Consider the following 18,379-nt stretch of genomic DNA (forward strand, 5'->3'; position numbering starts at 1 on the left):
GACACCTTCACGGCGTGTCAGTGGCCCGCCGCAGAACTGGTCGCCTTCTGTCCTCGCCGGCGCTCTCCACGGCGTCCTCCCTGTCTTCTTTCCCGTCTTCCTTCCCGTCGGTCGGAGTACAGGGTCAGGGCGAGCGAGACCAGCTGCACCCCCGCCAGTGAGATCACCAGTGGCGTCCACCCCAGGTCGAAGACGTGCCCCAGTGCCCAGCCGAGGATCGAGGAGCCGAGGTAGTAGCTCATGACATAGGTCGAGGACGCCTCGGCCCGGTCACCGTCGGCCCGCGCACCCACCAACGCGGATGCCGTGGAGTGGGCGGCGAAGAAGCTGGCGGTGAACATCAGTGCTCCGAGGACCGTCGTCCACAGTGCAGGGACGAGCATGACCAGCAGGCCGGCGACGGAGATCGCCGACGACGCCGTGAGAACCTTCCCGGGACCGTAGCGGGCGGACAGTGCACCCGCCCTGGCCGACGACCATGTCCCCGACAGGTACAGCAGGAAGACCATCCCGGCCCAGATCTCACTGAGGCCGAACTGTCGGGTGAGCTGGAAGCCCAGGTAGTTGTACAGCGAGACGAAGGACCCCATGAGCATGAAGGGCAGCAGGAACAGGGGGACGAGCCTCGGATTGTGCCAGTGTCTGCGGAAGGCGGAGACCTCGTGGCGCAGGGTGATCTTCTTCGGTGTGAAGTTGCGCTGTGGCGGCAGGGCCCAGGCGCACACCAGTCCGAGGAGGAAGGCGACGGATGCTCCGGCCAGGGCGGCCCCGCGCCAGTCGGTGATCTCGAGGAACCACGAGGGGATGAGGCGTCCCATCAGTCCGCCGATGGAGGTGCCGGCGATGTAGAGGCCCATCACCCTGCCCAGGTGGGAGGGGCGGATCTCTTCGGCGAGGAAGGTCATCGTCACGGCCGGGACCCCGGCCACCGCTATGCCCTGGAGGGCGCGCAGTCCGATCAGTGAGCTGATGCCGGGGGCGAGGCAGAGCAGCAGGCTGAGGACGGTGGCGGCGAGGACGGAGGCGCGCAGGACGGTGCGGCGTCCGATGCGTTCGGAGATGATGCTCACCGGGACGACGGTGACGGCGAGAAGTCCGGTGGTCGCCGAGACGGTGAGGGCGGCGGTGGTGGGGGAGACCCGGAGGCTGTCGCTGATGGAGGGAAGCAGGGCCTGGGTCAGGTACATGGCGTTGAAGGACGCCAGTCCCGCGGTCGCGGCGGCGACCATGACCCGACGGTATCCGGGGTCTCCGGGGGCGAGTCCGGTGGTTCGGCGGGCTGTGGTGCCCGCGCCCGGGGGAGTGGCGGGGGCGTTGCCGGGTGGCGTCATGGTTCCCATCGTGCGCGTCGGGGCGTCCTCCGCAAAATGCAACAGGCAGGCTGTACAGTCCCGTTATGCGCATCGATGACCTGGGGTGGTTCCTCGATCTCGTGGACACCTGCAACATGGCGGACACCGCCGCGGCCACCGGCCTGAGCCAGTCCTCTCTCTCCCGCCGCCTGGCGGGCCTGGAGGCGGAGGTGGGCACCACCCTGTTCGACCGGCGCGGACGCAACCTCGTGCTCAACCACCGCGGTGAACTTCTCGCCGACACCGCCCGGAAAACACGCGACACCTGGGCAGACGGGGTGGAGGCGGTGCGGCGGCTCGTCGACCCTGCGCGCGGTACCGTCCGACTGTGCTTCATGCACTCCCTGGGCACGTGGATGGTCCCTGATCTGCTGCGGACCTGGCGGGCCGCCCACCCGACCGTGGAGTTCGAACTGGTGCAGGGGGCGGCGCGGCAACTGGTCGACCGGGTCGTCGACGGCCGTTCAGACCTGGCCTTCGTGGGGCCGGAACCTGTCGCACAGATCCGTGCCGGGCAGGTCCACTGGTGTGAGCTGGCCCAGCAGCGCCTCGGCCTGGCGGTCCCGGAAGGTCACCGGCTGGCCACCGGTCCGGACGGTTCCCCACGCACCTCGGTGGACCTGCGCGAGGCGCGCGAGGAGCCTTTCGTCGCCATGCTGGAAGGTTTCGGCACGAGGATGATCCTGGACCAGCTCAGTGAGGACGCCGGATTCCGGCCCCGCCTGGTCTTCGAGTCCATGGAGCTGACCACGGTCGCCGGACTGGTCACGGCGGGGCTCGGTGTGGCGATGCTGCCGCTGGACGACCCCAACCTGCGCCTGCCCGGGATGCAGGTCATACCGCTGAGGACCCGCCGGCGACGGGAACTGGGGGTGGTGTGGTCGGCGTCCGGAACGCAGGCACCTCCGGTGGCGGCGTTCCGGGACTTCGTCGTCAGCGACGGGAGGTCAGCCGTGACGCCACGACACGCCACCCGATCAGCAGAACCACCAGCATGACCGCGGCGACGATCATGAAGGACCAGTGCGGGACCTCACCGTGCCGCAACCCCCAGAACACCATGCCCGTGACCCACGTGACCGCACAGATCAGCAGTCCGCTGCCCGGGGCGGAACGCAGACGGTCGGCGGCGATGAGACCCCAGACCAGCACTGTGCCGATGAGGAAAGGCCAGGTGGTGTCCAGCCATCCGAGGAATGACAGGGGGAGATCCTCGGAATTGTGCGCGATCCGCGCCAGAAGGGCGAAGATGAGCACCGCGACGACGTCGGCGATGACGGCGTTCCGGATGCCGAGGCCCGCTGTCGCGGAGGTGGGTCCGGTCGGCTCCGGGGCGGGGGGACGCCCGTGGTGGGCGGGCCACCGGTCTCTTATACCCTCCGAGTGTGGTATAGGGGCCGCCCGCCGGTGCGGGGGGACGGTCGATCCCCGCCGTCCCGTGCACCGGCACCGTGCGGGTGGTCGTGGGCGCCGTGGGTACCGTGCACGGCAACCCCCGTGGCGATCTGCCGGAAGGTCGGCGGACGGTCGGGGTCCACCGTGTCGCGGACGAAGGTCCACAGGAAGACCAGCCAGCCGATGATCGCCAGTCCGATGAAGCTGATCATCCGGAAGACGATGACCGCGGCGATGGCTTTGGCCGAGGCCATCTCCGCGACGCCGACTAGCATGCCGACGAGCGTGGCGTCCACCGGGCCGAGACCACCCGGGGTGATCTGCGCCTGCCCCACGAGTTTGGCGGTGATGAATGCGAGGACGACGCCGGAGACCGGGGGTGTGGCGCCGACGGCGTGGACGGCGAAGAGGAGGCAGAAGATCTCCGCGATCCAGTTCAGCATCGACAGGGACACCGCCCAGAGAAGCTTTCCCGGTGAGATCCGGACGGCGCTGAGCTGGTCGGCGAACCCGGAGAGTCTGTCGTTCCACCGGTCTTCGGGGGCGTGGCGTCGGCGGTTGTACCACCGCAGTACCCGCAGCAGACCGGCCTCCACGGTGTCCGGGTGTTTCGCGGTCCAGTTCATCCCCCACGCCAGCAGACACAGGGCCAGGATGGTCAGACCCATCGAGTAGGGGTGGACCTCCGCACTGAGCAGGAACATCGCCCCGAACCCGAGGACAGCCATCCCCGCCCCGGACAACGCCCCCGACAGGACCATGTACCAGCTGGCGACGACGGGGGTCGCACCCCACTTCAACTGCTCCCGGAAGATCATGGCCGCGGATATCGCAGGGCCTCCGGGGAAGGTCGACGACCACGCGTTCGCCGCCAGGCCGAGGGCGTTGGCCGTGGAACGTTTCACCTGCACGCCGGCGGACCGGATGAGGACGACCATGACCTCGGCCTGTGCGACCATGGCCAGCATCATCGCCACCGACGCCGCGACGACGTACCAGTTGTTCGCCTGTTTGATGGCCTGCCATCCCTCGGAGAACAGGTGGTAGTGACCGCGTGCGGCGAAGGCGACGATCACGAGTATCAGCAGGGTCAGCAGGGCGCGGACCCTGGGGTCGCGCATGAAGACTTTGATGCGTCGGTGCCGACTGTAGGGCACAGGCGTCCCGTGGTCCGATCGCATGTCCGGTCGCTTGTCCGGCGGTTCCGAGGGAACTGGGGAATTGTGGTCCACTGATCAGGTCCGCTCGCCGTGCCCGTGGTCCCGGCTGTGGTTGCTGTCCCGGCCTGTGTCCCGGCCTGAGTCACTGCCGTCACCGGCAGCGGCGTTGTCCCTCGCGGCGACCCGGGCCATCAGCTCGGCGAAGGGGATCGGCCGGTCACTGTCGCCGGCTCGGTCAGACAGTCCGGAACCGGCGGGGGAGGACGCCACCCCCTCCAGCCTCTCGTTGTGCCCGATCTTCTGCGACAACCGGGTCACCCACCGCGGCGCCCACCAGCAGTCCTCGCGCAGCAGGGCCATCAGTGCAGGCACGAGGAACATGCGTATGACCGTGGCGTCGATGAGCAGTGCGGCGATCATGCCGAAGGCGATGTACTTCATCATCACGATCGAGGAGAACCCGAAGGCGCCGCACACGACGATCATGATCGCCGCAGCCGCGGTGATGATCCCCCCGGTCGTCGCCGTGCCGAAACGTATGGCTTCCCTGGTCGTGGCACCGTGGGCACGTGCCTCGACCATGCGGGAGACGAGGAAGACCTCGTAGTCCGTCGACAGTCCGTAGATGATCGCCACGATCAGCACCAGGACAGGGCTCATCAACGGTCCGGGTGAGAAGTTGAACAGGTCTGCTCCGACCCCGTCGACGAACAGCAGGGTGAGGATCCCGAGTGTGGCACCGGTGCCGAGGAGGTTCATGATCACCGCCTTCGCCGGCAGGATCACCGAGCCGAAGACGAGGGACAGGAGAATGAACGTGGCGACGATGATGTACAGGAGCATCCACGGCAGTTTCGAGAACAGGGCGTCGATGGACTCCACCTCCATCGCCGGGGTACCGGCGACGAGCACGGTCGCCCCGTCGACGTCGATGTCGCGCAGTGCCTTGACGATCCGGTCGTTGTCGTCCCTGTCGGCGATGCCGGCGGACAGGACGGTGACCCCGTCCTCGGTGGGCTGCGAGACCTGGAACGGGGCGGTGAGGCCTTCGACGGAGTTGGCCTGCCGGTAGACTTCGCCGACCGCGGTACTGCCGCCGTCATCCTGTTTGACCAGCAGTTTCACCGGGTCAGTGCGCAGGGTCGGGAATGCTGTGTCGAAGTCGGCCTGTGCGGTACGGGTCGGGTCGTCCGGGGGGAGGAAGGTCTCGTTGATGCCGCCGAACTTCACTCCCGCCAACGGCAGGGTCAGGGCCAGAAGAACGCCGACGAGGCCCACCGTGAGGATCTTGGCGTGCTTCATGGCGAACTCGGGTATCCGCCCCCACCAGGAGTGCAGGGTCTGGTCGCGGGTCCTGCCCCGGTGGAACAGGGTCAGCCGGTCGATGTTTCGACCCAGCAGGGAGAACACGCTGGGGAGGACGACCACGCTCAGCAGTGCGGCCAGTCCGACCGCGGAGATGGCACCGTAGGCCACGGACTTCAGGAACGCCTGCGGGAACAGCAGGAGACTCGACAGTGCCACCGCCACCATCAGTGCCGAGAAGACGACCGTCTTACCTGCGGACGCCGTGGTGTTGCGCACCGCGGCCGGGATGTCGCGTCCTTCCGCAAGTTCCTCACGGAACCGGGAGACCATGAACAGGCCGTAGTCGATCGCCAGTCCCAGTCCCAGCAGGGTCACGACCGACTGGGCGAAGGTGTTGACCATGGTGATCTCGGCGATCAGGGAGAGAATCCCCATGGAACCGAGGATCGACAGGACGCCGACGAGCAGCGGCATGAACGCCGCGACCACCGATCCGAAGACCAGGATGAGCAGCAGTGCCACCGCCGGCAGGCCGATGACCTCCGCCCGGGCGATGTCGTCGCTCATGCCGGTGTCCAGTGCCCCGGAGACGGCGGTGGCTCCCGCGATCTCTACCGTGGCCCCGGGGACGGTGATGCTGTGGAGCTGGTCCTCGATGACCCGGTAGTTTGCCAGCACTTCGTCGGCGACGCCCTGGAGACTGACGGAGGCGAACGCCGATGACCCGTCCGCGGTGATCATCTGCGACTGGCGGGTGTCCCAGTAGCTGTGGATCCTGCTGATCTGGTCGGGGTGGGTCGCGGCGATGGCGTTGAGCTGCTGCGACATTTCGGTGTGCACGGCGTCCGAGGTGAGGTCGGTCCCGGGGGAGTCCCGGGTGACGAGCACGATGACGTCGCCGGAGGCGTCCCTCCCGAAGACGTCCTGTTCGATCTGTGCGGCCCTGGTCGATTCACTGGAGGGGTCGTCCCATCCCTCGGAGCTCATGCGGTCGCCGAGTCTGGTTCCCACGAGCAGGTAGAGCAGTGCGATCAGTGCGATGACGACGACCGGGATCACCCGCCGGAATCGGTAGGCGATGTCTCCCCATCTGGTGAACAACGCAGGATCCTTTCGTCAGGTCGGGTGGGTGGCGCCGGCTGGGTGGTGCCGGTCAGCCAGGTCGGTTCATTCGGTCAGTTCGGGTCAGGCTGCCGGGCCGGTCAGGTGACCTGCGTGACTGTCACCACCCTCACTTCCTGCGCCACAGGTACTCGCGGATGACGTGGGCCCGGTCCAGCCCCTTGCCCTCGAACTTCGTGATCACCTTGCGGTCGGTCAGGACCGGGACGGTCTCGTCCCGGTCCTCCGGCCAACCGAGGTACTCGAGGTCGTCTTCGACGTCGACCAGGTCGTCGATCCATTCGGCGTAGTCCGCGTGGTCGGTGGCGACGTGCAGGATCCCTCCCGGCCTGAGGCGGGAGGCGATGAGGTGCAGGGTGCCGGACTGGATGATCCGTCGTTTGTGGTGGCGTGCCTTGGGCCAGGGGTCGGGGAAGAAGATACGCACACCGTCGAGGGTTCCCGGGGCGAACATGCGGGTCAGGACCTCGACACCGTCACCTTTGACCATGCGGACGTTGGTGATTCCGCCACGGACGACAGCCCCCAGCAGTTTCGCGAGTCCGGGCCGGTAGATCTCCACGGCCACGATGTTGCGGTCGGACTCCGAGGGGGCCATGGCCGCGGTGGAGGTTCCTGTGCCCGAGCCGATCTCCACGATGGTCCCGTGACCGGTCCTGCCGAACCAGGCGTCCAGGTCGATGACCTGGTTGTCGGCGGTGTCCGGGTCGTCCCCGAGTTCCCGTCCCAGGGTGGGCCAGTACTTCTGCCAGGTGGCTTCCTGGTTGTCGGTGAGGGTTCCGCGGCGGAAACTGAAGCTGCCCAGTCGCGGATAGTCGCGACCGTCGTTAAACTCGGTCTGCAACGGTCGCCCGCGGTGGGACCGGTGAGGGGAATCAGGGGATTCCGGGGAAGTATCGGTAGTAGACATCCATGCCATTGTGGCAGAACAGGCGCGCCGGTGAAACAGCGCCGGCGCGGTGACAGTCAAGGGGGGACAGCACAGTGAGTGCAGTGCAGGCGAGGGAAGCGGGAACTCCCGGGGGTGTTCAGACCGGTGCCGGTGGACGTGCCGGGGCGGCGGACAGGCGTCGTGGGGGGACGGGCCGGACGGTGGTCTCGGTGATCGGGCCGGACCGTGCGCAGGCTGAGACGGTGGCGGAGGAGCTGCGACGACGGGTGCCGCACCGACAGTTCGTGGTCGGTGCGGGCCCGGACATCGCTGACGGGGTGGTTGCGGTGACCGGTGGGGACGGAGGCACCGGTGCGGAGCGGGACGCCGCGGTGGTGCGGGCGGTCAGGGACGCCACCGGTGGATGTGTCCTGTACACGGGCAGTTCCCGGCCGTGCTGCAACGGTCCGGGGGTGACGGTGGTACGGTGGGGTCGGTCCCGGCCCGGGCAGGTGGACGGACCCGACGGACCCGGCGGACCCGCCAGACCCGGCCGGGACGGTGTCTCGGATCCTGTGGCGCTCGATGAACTGGCGGAGACCGTCAGTTCCCTGTGGGTCGATGTCCCCCGCTGGCTCCGTGACGCGCGCCGGGCTGACGTGGACCGGGAGGAGCGGGTGAAGGTGGCGGTGAGACTGTCCGCGGAGAGGATCATCTCAGACCTGCTCGACCCCTCGTCCGGGGGTCCCGATCCGGCCGACCCGGTCGGCGCGGACGCGCTCGGAGAGCTCTTCCTGGCACGGTTGCGCTGCACCGTCCTGGAACAGGGGGTGGAGTGGCCCCGGGTGCGCGGGGACGAGAGTGCGTACTCCGGCGCAGGCGGTGACGGTGTCGGCGAGGGACCCGGTGACGTCGGTGACGGTGGTTCCCGTGACCCGTACGGCGGAGAGGAACCTGGCGGGGACCACAACCGGATGCTTCTGGTGCTGGTGGCGTCCGCGTATTACCATCTAGATGGGTGTAAGAGACAGGGCTCGGTGGTGCCGCCGGTCGCCGGGGTGGTGGTGGCCCTGGTGCTGGCGGTGCTGAGGTGGCGGACGGTCACCGCGGAGCGCCGGGCGCGGCGACGGGCACGGACGCGTACACGTCTGCGGAGACGGTGGGGTGTGGTGGTGGCTGAGGTTGTCAGCAGGTTGAGGACGCCCCGGGCAGCCGAAGCACTGGTCCTGGAACTGAGCGGGGGTGGACTGCGGTGAACGGGTTCTTCAACGGGGACTTCACGGGGGACTTCACGGGGGATGCCACGGACGGTCTGCCGGACATGTTCGACGACGGGACCAGCGGTGACGGGACCGGCGGTGGAGCAGGCGTGTTCGACGGTCTCGTGCCCGTGGACGGGGACAGCGGCGGAGGCAACCTCGTGCTGGACATCGACGGGGTACGTTACGGGCTTCCGCCGTCCCACGATCTCGGGGAAGGCGCGCTCGAGGAGGCGGTGACCCTCACCGGTGACCTGGGACTGGTGGTCTGCGCCGACACGGACGGTGACGGCCTGGTGGACCGGCTGTCAGTCGTGGGGTTCGACGGGTCCTGGTCGTCCTGGCAGAGGTGCACCGGGGAACCGTCGGGTGAGGCGTCCTCCCCCGGTACACCCCCCGTCACCCCCACAGGTTCCACACATAACTGGACGGTAGGCGGATGGGAGTGTGTGGATCGGGGGGGATGGGGTTAGGGTGGGAGGGTCAGTGTCGGGTAGTCCCGGCACAGTGCGCGACAACTCTCGATTTCACCACCCTTGTCAGGAGAATTCATGACCATCCCCGGGCTCGTCGGACAGGCACCCACCACCAACGAGGAACTGCTGCAGTGGATCACCGACTCGGTGGCGCTCTTCCAACCTGACCGGGTGGTGTTCGTGGACGGCTCCGAGGAGGAGCGGGACCGGCTTTCTCAGGAGCTGGTGGACGCGGGCACGCTCGTCAAGCTGAACGAGGAGAAGCGGCCGAACAGTTTCCTCGCGCGGTCCAACCCTGCCGATGTGGCCAGGGTCGAGTCCCGCACCTTCATCTGCTCGGAGGACGAGGAAGGCGCGGGCCCCACGAACAACTGGGCCCCGCCGGAGGCGATGAAGGCGGAGATGCGGGAGCACTTCTCCGGTGCGATGAAGGGCCGCACCATGTACGTCGTGCCGTTCTGCATGGGCCCCATCAACGATCCGGAGCCGAAGCTCGGCGTGCAGCTGACGGACTCCGCCTACGTTGTCCTGTCGATGGGCATCATGACCAGGATGGGTCAGGCCGCGCTCGACAAGATCGGCCCTGACGGGGACTTCGTCCACTGCCTGCACTCCGTCGGCGCCCCGCTGGAGCCGGGTGAGGAGGACGTCCCCTGGCCGTGCAACGACACCAAGTACATCACCCAGTTCCCGGAGACCAAGGAGATCTGGTCCTACGGTTCGGGCTACGGCGGAAACGCCATCCTCGCCAAGAAGTGCTACGCGCTGCGTATCGCCTCGGTCATGGCCAGGGAAGAGGGCTGGCTGGCAGAGCACATGCTCATCCTCAAGCTGATCAGCCCGGAGGGTAAGGCGTACCACATCCTCGGTGCGTTCCCGTCCGCCTGCGGCAAGACCAACCTCGCGATGATCACCCCCACCATCCCCGGGTGGAAGGCGGAGGTCGTCGGTGACGACATTGCCTGGATGAAGTTCGGGGAGGACGGTCACCTCTACGCCGTGAACCCGGAGAACGGTTTCTTCGGTGTCGCGCCGGGAACCAGCAGGCAGTCCAACCCCATCGCCATGGAGACCATGGACGCCGGCAACACCCTGTTCACCAATGTGGCGCTCACCGACGACGGTGACGTCTGGTGGGAGGGGATGGGTGACGCCCCGTCCCACCTCATCGACTGGAAGGGTGAGGACTGGACCCCGGAGTCCTCCGAGAAGGCCGCGCACCCGAACTCCCGGTACTGCGTGCCGATCGCGCAGTGCCCGACCGCCGCCCCCGAGTTCAACGACTGGAAGGGTGTCAAGGTTGACGCCATTCTCTTCGGAGGACGTCGTGCCGACACGGTTCCGCTGGTCACCGAGACCTACGACTGGGACCACGCCACGATGGTCGGTGCCCTGCTCGCGTCCGGGCAGACTGCCGCCGCCGCCGAGGCCACGGTCGGTTCCCTGCGCCACGATCCGATGGCGATGCTGCCCTTCATCGGCTACAACGCCGGCGAGTACCTGCAGCACTGGATCGACATGGGCAAGCGTGGCGGGGACAAGATGCCGGCCGTGTTCCTGGTCAACTGGTTCCGTCGTGGTGAGGACGGCCGGTTCCTGTGGCCGGGATTCGGCGAGAACTCCCGCGTGCTGAAGTGGATCGTCGACCGTATCGAGGGTCGTGTCGGTGCCGAGGAGACCGTCGTGGGCCACACCGCCCGCTACGAGGACCTGTACCTCGACGGTGTCACCGAGCCGGAGGAGGATATCCGTGAGGCTCTCACCGCTCCTCCCGCACAGTGGTCCAACGACATCGAGGACAACGACGAGTACCTCACCTTCCTCGGCCCCAAGGTTCCGCAGGAGATCCACGAGCAGTTCGCGTTGCTGAAGAAGCGCGTCACTGCCGCGGTCGCCGACGAGAAGGCCGGCGTCTAAGCTCCGGAGCCTACAGTGGCGCAGGTGGAGCATCCGCACGAATCCTGCAGCCCTGACCCGGTCCGCGATCTCGTCGTCACCGGACTGGTCGACCCGGTCGCGCATGATGCTGTGGCGCGCACCGGGTCTCCCCGTACCGTCGCGGGGCGGCCGTCGCGCACGGTCTCGCCGGTCATCGACGTCACCCCGTTCACCCTGCCCACCGAGGTCATCGCCCGGTCGGAGCAGGTCCCGGTCGTGGTCCTCCTCGGTTCGCCGGTGGACCCCGGCATGTCCGCCCTGCGCCGCAGTCTGGTGGGCAGGGTTTCCCCGGCACGTCTGCGCTGGATTCTCGCCACAGTGGACGCCGACCGTTTTCCCCGTGTCGTGGCGTCCTTCCGTCCCCGGTCCCTGCCCACGGTCACTGTTGTCGCAGGGGGGACAGGGGTGGCCTCCTGGACTCCGGAGGACGCCCTGGGCGACCGTGGCGTGGACTGCCCGGACTGGGTGGAGGCCACCGTCTCCACGGTGGCGACGCGCCTGTCCGGGCTTCCGGAGGACACTGTGGTCGGGTCCCAGTCGCAGGCCGGGGACGGTGCCGGTGGTGCTGACACGGGCAATGAACCGGACCCACGACTGCGCCGGGCCGCCGATCTGGTCGGTGAGGGGAGGCCGGAGGCGGCGGTCGACCTCTACGACCGGATGCTGGAGGACCGGCCCGGACCGGATGAGAGACGGACCCTGAGTCGGGCGCGGGCGGCGGTGGGTGTGCTGGTCAGGACGAAGAACCTTGACCGTGCCGCTGTGTTCACCGCGCTGGCGGTGGCAGAGCAGGAGCTGCGCCAGGGCCCGGGGCAGGGGAGCCGGAGGGCGGATCACGGTGACCTGTCCACGCTGCTGCGTGCAGCCGATGTGCTCGTCCTCGCCGACAGACCCGATGATGCGGTCGATCTACTTTCGGCATCACTGACCGGGTCACCGGCCGGGTCACTGTCTGGGGCAGAGGCGGGCACAGGGGCAGGTTCAACTTCGGGGCGGTCGGCAGGGTGGTCGGCGGTGGAGCTCGGGCGGCTCAGGAGCCGTCTCCTTGACCTCGTCCTGCTCCTGGACGAGGCCGCGCCGGCGACGGTGCGGGCCCGGACGCGGTTGGCCTCGTCCGTTTTCTGAGCCCGGGTCCGTCTCTGTGCCGTCTCTGGGGGGGTGGGGCGGGGTCACCGGGCGAGCCGGTAGTCTCCGGTGTCGGGGACCATGGCGTCCTCCAGTTTCTCCAGTAGCGCGGCACTGTCGAAGCGCACCCCGATGAGCACCACCTCATTGCCGGGGGTGAGCCCGGTGGACTCCCAGCGGGCGGCGGGGCGGATCGACAGGTCGGGTCCGGCCTGGTGCCACACCTGGGCGAGTTCGGGGCGGTCGGCGATCCAGCAGTATCCCTTGGAGCGAACCAGACCGGTGGTGGAACGCAGGGTCTCAAGCAGTTTTCCCCGGTCGAGCGGGCGTTTCCCGCGGAAAACCACGGAACTGATGCCGTACTCCTCGGTTTCCGGCGTGTGGGGGTTCTCCAGCTCCTCGGTGTAACCCTCGTAGGTGCGTGCAGTGGCTTCGCTGTACAGTCTGGCGCCGAGAATCTGGTCGACGACGCTGGCACCGTGGTTCAGGCCCTCGACCATGATGTCCACTGCCGCCCGCGGGTTCATCCGGCGTACCAGTGTCATGGTCGCTGCGAGCCGGTCTGCAGAGACCAGGTCGGCCTTGGTGACGTAGATGCGGTCGGCGAACTCGACCTGGTCGACGAGGAGATCGGCGACGGTGCGTTCGTCGTCGGGGGTCGCACCCCGGTCCGCGTCCGCCAGACGGAGGTGTTCGCCGATCTGGTTGAGGAACTGCACGGCGTCAACCAGTGTGACCATCGTGTCGATGGGGGCGACGTCGGACAACCGGGTGCCGTCCTCCCACTGCCATCCGAAGGTCGCGGCGACCGGCATCGGTTCGGAGATGCCGGTGGACTCGATGAGGATGTGGTCGTAGCGTCCGCTGAGGGCCAGTCCGCCGACCGATTCCACGAGGTCCTCGCGCAGGGTGCAGCATATGCAGCCGTCGGTGAGTTCGACGAAACGGTCCTCGCCACGGGTGAGGTGGCCTTCCCCGGCGATGAGGGCGGCGTCGATGTTGATTTCGGAGAAGTCGTTGACGATGACCGCTATGCGGCGTCCGCCACGGTCGGCGAGGACGGCGTTGAGCAGGGTGGTCTTGCCTGATCCGAGGAAGCCGGACAGGACGGTGACGGGGGTGGGGCGGTGGTTCATGCCGGGACTCTTCCGTGGTCGAGGGTGATGACCCGGTCTGCTCCGGCGGCCTGGACGGGGTCGTGGGTGGCGATGATGACGGTGGTTCCGGCGTCCTTCTCCTCGGCGACGGCGCGGGTGACGAGTTCGGCGGTGGCGGCGTCCACGGCGGAGAGGGGTTCGTCGAGCAGGAGCAGCGGGGCCTGTTGGGCGAGGCCCTGGGCGATGAGGGTGCGTTGCCGCTGGCCTCCGGACAGGTCGGCGAGGGTGCGGCCGGCGAACCCGGTCACGCCGGTGCGTTCCATCGCCAGGTCGACGAGGTGACGGTCGTGGCGGGTGAGGGGGCGCAGCAGGCCCCGGTCGCGCCATCTGCCCATGGCGACGGTGTCGCGGACGGTCACGGGGAAGAGTTCGGGGGCTGCGCTGTGCTGGGGGACGAGGGCGACTGCGTCGGGCAGTCCGGTGATGTGACCGTGGGAGGGGTGCAGTGTTCCGGCGAGGACGCCGAGGAGGGTGGATTTTCCGGAGCCGTTGGCGCCGACGAGTGCGGTGACTGATCCGGCGGGGAAGTCGACGGTGACATGGTCGAGGGAGGGGGTGGTGCGGCGGTCGCCGGCGTAGCTGTGGGTGACGTCGGTGAGGCGGAGTGGTTCGCGCATCACCTAACGGTAATGATAATCATTACGTTATGGCAACTCTCGTCGACCCTTTCCAGATCTCCTTCGTGTCCCGGGCGCTGCTCGCGGGCAGCCTGACCGCCGTGCTGTGCGCGTGCATCGGAACCTGGGTGGTGCTGCGTGGTCTGGCCTTCTTCGGCGACGCCATGAGTCACGGCATGCTGCCCGGGGTGGCTGTGGCGTCCGTCCTCGGGACGAACCTCATGCTCGGCGCCGCGGTCAGTGCCGTGGTCATGTCCTTCGGTGTTGTCGTGGTCAGCGGGGTGTCCGGACTGTCCCGGGACGTGAGTATCGGCCTGCAGTTCATCGTGATGCTTTCACTGGGGGTGGTGATCGTGTCCCACTCCGGCTCCTTCGCGGTCGATCTCACCTCCTTCCTGTTCGGGGACGTACTCGGGGTGGGTGCCGTGGATGTGGCGGTGATCGCGGCGGCCACGGCAGCGGGGGTGGTGGCGTGTCTGGTGCTGCACCGGCCGTTCACGGCGTTGACCTTCGATCCGCGTACGGCGCACACCCTGGGGATGCGGCCGAAGCTGGCCCACGCCGCCATGCTCCTGCTCGTCGCCCTGGCGACGGTGGTGTCCTTCCGGGTGGTCGGCACGCTGCTTGTCTTCGGTCTGCTCATCGGTCCTCCGGCGACGGCGGTGCTGCTGGTGCGCGGAATCGGCCGGATCATGGTCGTCGCGTCGGTGCTCGGGGTGGTGCAGGTGTATGTGGGACTGCTGGTCAGCTGGTATGCGGAGACCGCTGCGGGGGCGACGGTCACCCTCGTCGGAGGGCTCATCTTCCTCTGTGTGTTGGCAGGGCGCTCGGTGATGTGTAAGGTTCACCCGCGTATCCGTAATGACAATCGTTTCTAGTAAGGGGAGAGATGAGACGACAGTACGCGGCAGTTCTGCTCTGCACGCCGGTGCTGGCACTGAGCACCGCAGCCTGCGGCACAGACGGTGACGACGGGACCGTGGCGTCCCCCACCAGCGGCGGGACCGTGGCGTCCGCCACCCCGCACGGGTACGTCGAAGGGGCCGAGGAGGCGAAAGAGCCGCAACTGCGGCTCGCGGTGTCCGGCGATGACACACTCACCCTCGTTGACCTGCTCACCGGGGACACAGTCACCAGGATGGACGCCCCGTCGCTCACCGGTGCCGACAACCGCTACCTCTTCACCTCCGACGACGCCGGCACCACCGCCATCGACAGCGGGGTGTGGACGGTCGACCACGGCGACCATTTCCACTACTACCGCTCCGACCCGGCCGTCGTGGGCACCGCCACCGGGGAGAAGCCCGGCCATGTGGTGTCCGCAGGGTCCCGGGTCAGCATGTTCTCCGACGGCAACGGTGAGGTGGAGACCTACGACCGATCCGCGCTGGAGGACGCCGCAAAGAGCGGGGAAGGGACCATGCCGGACCCGGCCACGGAGTTCGAGGTCGGCGCCCACCACGGCGTGGCCGTCCCCTTCGACGACCACGTGGTCAGCACCCTCGCCCCCGGTGACGCCGATGAACTCCCGGACACCCTCGGGGCCTTCGACGAGTCCGGGAAGAAGACAGGGCTCGCCGGTGAGACCTCGTGTCCGGACATCCACGGGGCGGTGGGGACAGATGACGCCGCCCTGTTCGCCTGCGCGGACGGCGTCCTCGTCATCACAGACGGCGGGGACGGCGCACTCACCGGCCGGCTCATCGCCTACCCCGGTGGGGCGCAGGGCCGGGCATGGTCCCTCACCTCCGGACGGTCCCTCGTCGCAGCCGCGTTCGAGGACGGAGGGCTCGGCCTGCTCGACCCGGAGGAAGGCTCGTGGACCACCGCCGCCACGGACGCCCCGGTGACTTCCGTCGCCGTGTCGCCCGACAACAAGGTGGTCTTCGCCCTCGACGAGGACGGCACCGGATACGCCGTCGACCCGGCCACCGGCGAGGTCACCGCTCAGAAGAAACTCGTCGCGCCCGCCGCTGCCACCGGCGACGGCGACACCCACCGCTCGGAAGAAACCCGCCGCGCCCGCCGCTGCCACCGGCGACGGCGACACCGGCGACGGGGACGCTGCCCCGGCCCTCGCCCTGAGTTCCGAGCGCGGTTACGTCTCCGACCCGGAGGTGGGCAAGGTCACCGAATTCGACGTCCGTGACGGGCTGCGGGAGACCCGCTCCTTCGGGCTCGGGGGCCACCCGTCCGCGATCGCCGTGGTCGGAGGTAGATGATGCGACGTCTTCTTGCCACGGTGGTCGTCGCAGCGTCCGTCACAGCTGTCGTGTCGGCCTGTGGTGGCCAGGATGAACGCCCGGACATCGTCGTCACCACCAATATCCTCGGCGACGTGGTCACCGGCCTCGTCGGCGACACCGCCGACGTGAAGGTGCTGATGAAGCCGAACGCCGACCCGCACTCCTTCGGCATCTCCGCGAAGGAGGCCGGGGACGTCGAACAGGCGGACCTGGTCGTCGCCAACGGTCTCGGTCTGGAGGAGGGACTCCAGTCCGTCCTCGACAGTGCCCGCGAACGGGGAGTGGACGTGCTCAGCGTCGGAGAGGAGATCGACCCGCTCGACTACGCGACCACCGGAGCGACCACCGGATCCGGGATGAAGGACCCCCACTTCTGGACCGATCCGGCCCGGATGGTCACCGCCACGGAGATCATCGAGGACCGCCTGACCGACGGCCTCGACGACGAGGACGCCGCGAAAATCCGTGACGCCGCCGCGGACTACCGCAGCCGGCTCAGGGACCTCGACCGGCAGGTCGCCGAGAAACTCGGGTCCGTCCCCGTGGACCGTCGGAAACTGGTGACCAACCACCACGTCTTCGGCTACCTCGCCGACAGGTTCGGATACCAGGTCATCGGCGCGATCATCCCCGGCGGTTCCACACTGGCCGCCCCGTCGGCGGCGGATCTGAGGGACCTGTCGCAGGTCATCCGGGACAGTGGCGTGCCCGCGATTTTCGCGGACTCCTCACAGCCCCGGCGGCTCGCCGACGTCCTCGCCGACGAGGCCGGGGTGCATGTCGAGGTTGTCGCGTTGTTCTCGGAGTCCCTCACCGAACCGGACGGCGAGGCCGGGAACTACATCGACATGCAACGCATCAACGCCGAACGCATCGCCGGGGCCCTCACGCCCGGCTGACCGTGCACCACCCGCATTCTCCCCTTTCACTGACTCTTCACCGACCGTTCCCGAGGAGGGACAACCCCATGAACCTTTCCACCCGTCACCGCCGCTACTCCGTGGCCGTGCCCGCCGCGCTCACCGCCGCCCTGCTCCTGGCCAGCTGCGGAAGCGACGGCGATGACGCCGGCCAGATCTCCGCCACGGCGTCCTCACCTGCTTCTGAAGCCGGCTCCGAATCCGCCGCTGGACACGACCACGGTGCCTCCGACGCTGAGGAGATCGAGGCTCCCAGCCCCCGCCTCGTCACCACCTACGACGGAGGCATCCTCACCCTCGACGCCGGAACCCTCGAGGTGATCTCCGACGAGAAGATCGACGGCTTCAACCGCGTCAACCCGGTCGGGGACGGCCGTCATGTGATGGTCTCCACGTCGGCGGGATTCCAGCTCCTCGACGCGGGCGTCTGGACCGAACCCCACGGTGACCACACCCACAGCTACGCCACCGACCCGGAGCTGACCGACAAAGTCTACCCGGCGGACAAGCCTGGCCATGTCGTCCGTCACGACGGCAAGCTCATCCTGTTCAGCGACGGTGACGGCAGGATCCAGATCTTCAACTCCGAGGACTTCCGCGACATCTCCGGGGACTCCGGTGCCCCGGAACCGACCGTGAAGACCGCTGACAGTCCGCACCACGGTGTCGCCATCGAACTGGCGGACGGCACCCTGGTCCACACCGAAGGCACCGAAGAGGAACGCGACACCGTTGTCGCGCTCGACGCCGACGACAGGGAGATCGCTTCGAGCAGCGACTGCCCCGGCGTCCACGGTGAGGCAGCGGCGAAGGGGGAGGCCGCCGCCTTCGGCTGCGAGGACGGGCTCCTGGTCTACAAGGACGGGAAGTTCACCAAGATCCAGGCCACGGAGGACTACGCCCGCACCGGCAACCAGGCAGGCTCGGAGGAGTCCACCGTCGTGCTGGGTGACTACAAGGTCGACGAGGACGCCGAGCTCGAGCGCCCCACCCGCATAACCCTCACCGACACGGTGGCGAACACCACCAGGGTCGTCGACATCCACACCTCCTACAGCTTCCGGTCCCTGGGCCGTGGCCCCGCCGGTGAGGCACTCGTGCTCGGCACCGACGGAAAGCTCCACGTCCTTGACCCTGCCACCGGCGAAGAGACCGCCGCATGGCCCGTTGTCGGGCAGTGGGAGGAGCCGCTGGAGTGGCAGGAGCCGCGTCCGACCCTGTTCGTGCAGGGTGACCGTGCCTACGTCAGTGAGCCGGCCACGAAGGAACTGCACGTCGTGGACCTGTCCACCGGGAAGATTCTCCGCAGTGCCGAACTTCCGCAGGTCCCCAACGAGCTCACCGGTGTGACCGGCTAGACGCCCGACCGTGCCTGCTGTCCCTGTTGGTCCCTGTTAGCGCCCGGTAGCGCCGGCTGGTGCCCGGTAGTGCCG

At 68.2% G+C, this 18,379-nt stretch carries 16 protein-coding genes; 9 read left to right on the plus strand and 7 right to left on the minus strand.

The window, feature by feature from the left end:
- Positions 1-17: 17 nt before the first annotated feature.
- The gene (locus BN3906_RS06895; protein WP_261797028.1) at positions 18-1,229 is read right to left on the minus strand and encodes an MFS transporter; all 1,212 of its coding nucleotides are present in this window, start codon (positions 1,227-1,229) and stop codon (positions 18-20) included.
- Positions 1,230-1,396: 167 nt separating this feature from the next.
- On the opposite strand from BN3906_RS06895, the gene BN3906_RS06900 reads away from it, so the two are divergent.
- Positions 1,397-2,350, plus strand: a complete 954-nt coding sequence (locus tag BN3906_RS06900) for a LysR family transcriptional regulator (RefSeq protein ID WP_066586444.1) — start codon at positions 1,397-1,399, stop codon at positions 2,348-2,350.
- On the opposite strand, the gene BN3906_RS06905 is transcribed toward BN3906_RS06900, so the two are convergent.
- The 4 genes from BN3906_RS06905 to trmB form a co-directional block, all read right to left on the minus strand.
- Entirely contained in the window at positions 2,286-2,609 is a 324-nt protein-coding gene (locus BN3906_RS06905; protein ID WP_315969037.1) for a DUF3054 domain-containing protein, read from the minus strand. The genes BN3906_RS06900 and BN3906_RS06905 overlap by 65 nt on opposite strands.
- A gap of 113 nt (positions 2,610-2,722) precedes the next feature.
- Complete coding sequence (locus tag BN3906_RS06910; RefSeq protein ID WP_078057460.1) at positions 2,723-3,868, minus strand: lysylphosphatidylglycerol synthase transmembrane domain-containing protein; 1,146 nt, start codon at positions 3,866-3,868, stop codon at positions 2,723-2,725.
- A 114-nt stretch (positions 3,869-3,982) separates the two neighbouring features.
- Positions 3,983-6,316 carry an MMPL family transporter gene (locus tag BN3906_RS06915; RefSeq protein WP_066586450.1) on the minus strand — a complete coding sequence of 778 codons (2,334 nt, stop codon included), beginning with the start codon at positions 6,314-6,316 and terminating at the stop codon, positions 3,983-3,985.
- 130 nt (positions 6,317-6,446) lie between these two features.
- Positions 6,447-7,247 carry a tRNA (guanosine(46)-N7)-methyltransferase TrmB gene (gene trmB, locus BN3906_RS06920; protein WP_390620332.1) on the minus strand — a complete coding sequence of 267 codons (801 nt, stop codon included), beginning with the start codon at positions 7,245-7,247 and terminating at the stop codon, positions 6,447-6,449.
- Between the two features lie 74 nt (positions 7,248-7,321).
- Here trmB and BN3906_RS06925 point away from each other — a divergent pair, with 74 nt between their 5' ends.
- From BN3906_RS06925 to BN3906_RS06940, 4 genes are all read left to right on the plus strand, one after another.
- Complete coding sequence (locus BN3906_RS06925) at positions 7,322-8,464, plus strand: hypothetical protein (protein WP_261796895.1); 1,143 nt, start codon at positions 7,322-7,324, stop codon at positions 8,462-8,464.
- A complete protein-coding gene (locus BN3906_RS06930) occupies positions 8,461-8,940 on the plus strand; it encodes a DUF6802 family protein (protein WP_261796896.1) in 480 nt (159 codons plus the stop codon). Before BN3906_RS06925 ends, BN3906_RS06930 begins: the two co-directional genes overlap by 4 nt.
- A gap of 78 nt (positions 8,941-9,018) precedes the next feature.
- A complete protein-coding gene (locus BN3906_RS06935) occupies positions 9,019-10,860 on the plus strand; it encodes a phosphoenolpyruvate carboxykinase (GTP) (RefSeq protein ID WP_066586458.1) in 1,842 nt (613 codons plus the stop codon).
- 24 nt (positions 10,861-10,884) lie between these two features.
- The gene (locus tag BN3906_RS06940) at positions 10,885-12,006 is read left to right on the plus strand and encodes a YbbN family protein (protein ID WP_147592861.1); all 1,122 of its coding nucleotides are present in this window, start codon (positions 10,885-10,887) and stop codon (positions 12,004-12,006) included.
- Between the two features lie 44 nt (positions 12,007-12,050).
- On the opposite strand, the gene BN3906_RS06945 is transcribed toward BN3906_RS06940, so the two are convergent.
- The gene (locus tag BN3906_RS06945) at positions 12,051-13,142 is read right to left on the minus strand and encodes a CobW family GTP-binding protein (protein WP_066586463.1); all 1,092 of its coding nucleotides are present in this window, start codon (positions 13,140-13,142) and stop codon (positions 12,051-12,053) included.
- On the minus strand, positions 13,139-13,780 hold the full coding sequence (gene aztA, locus BN3906_RS06950) for a zinc ABC transporter ATP-binding protein AztA (protein ID WP_066586465.1): 642 nt from the start codon (positions 13,778-13,780) through the stop codon (positions 13,139-13,141). Before aztA ends, BN3906_RS06945 begins: the two co-directional genes overlap by 4 nt.
- Positions 13,781-13,809: 29 nt before the next feature.
- Between aztA and aztB the strand changes: the two genes are divergently transcribed.
- The 4 genes from aztB to aztD all read left to right on the plus strand — a co-directional run bounded on the left by aztB (position 13,810) and on the right by aztD (position 18,304).
- Entirely contained in the window at positions 13,810-14,658 is an 849-nt protein-coding gene (gene aztB / locus BN3906_RS06955) for a zinc ABC transporter permease AztB (protein ID WP_066586468.1), read from the plus strand.
- 11 nt (positions 14,659-14,669) lie between these two features.
- Positions 14,670-15,929: a WD40 repeat domain-containing protein gene (locus BN3906_RS06960; RefSeq protein ID WP_066586476.1), complete on the plus strand. Its 1,260-nt coding sequence runs from the start codon at positions 14,670-14,672 to the stop codon at positions 15,927-15,929.
- Positions 15,930-15,998: 69 nt separating this feature from the next.
- Positions 15,999-16,925 (plus strand): zinc ABC transporter substrate-binding protein AztC, encoded by a 927-nt coding sequence (aztC, locus tag BN3906_RS06965; protein ID WP_222705272.1) that lies wholly within the window; start codon positions 15,999-16,001, stop codon positions 16,923-16,925.
- Between the two features lie 68 nt (positions 16,926-16,993).
- Positions 16,994-18,304 (plus strand): zinc metallochaperone AztD, encoded by a 1,311-nt coding sequence (aztD, locus tag BN3906_RS06970; protein WP_066586481.1) that lies wholly within the window; start codon positions 16,994-16,996, stop codon positions 18,302-18,304.
- The last annotated feature ends 75 nt before the right edge of the window (positions 18,305-18,379 follow it).

The sequence above is a fragment of the Corynebacterium provencense genome (assembly GCA_900049755.1).
GTDB classification, from domain to species: Bacteria; Actinomycetota; Actinomycetes; order Mycobacteriales; family Mycobacteriaceae; genus Corynebacterium; species Corynebacterium neomassiliense.

Excerpts from the sequence above, each read along its gene's own strand:
- BN3906_RS06910 (WP_078057460.1), bottom strand. The coding sequence starts at position 3,868 with ATGCGCGACCCCAGGGTCCGCGCCCTGCTGACCCTGCTGATACTCGTG.
- BN3906_RS06900 (WP_066586444.1), top strand. The coding sequence starts at position 1,397 with ATGCGCATCGATGACCTGGGGTGGTTCCTCGATCTCGTGGACACCTGC.
- aztB (WP_066586468.1), top strand. The coding sequence starts at position 13,810 with ATGGCAACTCTCGTCGACCCTTTCCAGATCTCCTTCGTGTCCCGGGCG.
- BN3906_RS06945 (WP_066586463.1), bottom strand. The coding sequence starts at position 13,142 with ATGAACCACCGCCCCACCCCCGTCACCGTCCTGTCCGGCTTCCTCGGA.
- aztC (WP_222705272.1), top strand. The coding sequence starts at position 15,999 with ATGATGCGACGTCTTCTTGCCACGGTGGTCGTCGCAGCGTCCGTCACA.
- BN3906_RS06935 (WP_066586458.1), top strand. The coding sequence starts at position 9,019 with ATGACCATCCCCGGGCTCGTCGGACAGGCACCCACCACCAACGAGGAA.
- trmB (WP_390620332.1), bottom strand. The coding sequence starts at position 7,247 with ATGTCTACTACCGATACTTCCCCGGAATCCCCTGATTCCCCTCACCGG.
- BN3906_RS06895 (WP_261797028.1), bottom strand. The coding sequence starts at position 1,229 with ATGGTCGCCGCCGCGACCGCGGGACTGGCGTCCTTCAACGCCATGTAC.
- BN3906_RS06960 (WP_066586476.1), top strand. The coding sequence starts at position 14,670 with ATGAGACGACAGTACGCGGCAGTTCTGCTCTGCACGCCGGTGCTGGCA.
- aztA (WP_066586465.1), bottom strand. The coding sequence starts at position 13,780 with ATGCGCGAACCACTCCGCCTCACCGACGTCACCCACAGCTACGCCGGC.
- aztD (WP_066586481.1), top strand. The coding sequence starts at position 16,994 with ATGAACCTTTCCACCCGTCACCGCCGCTACTCCGTGGCCGTGCCCGCC.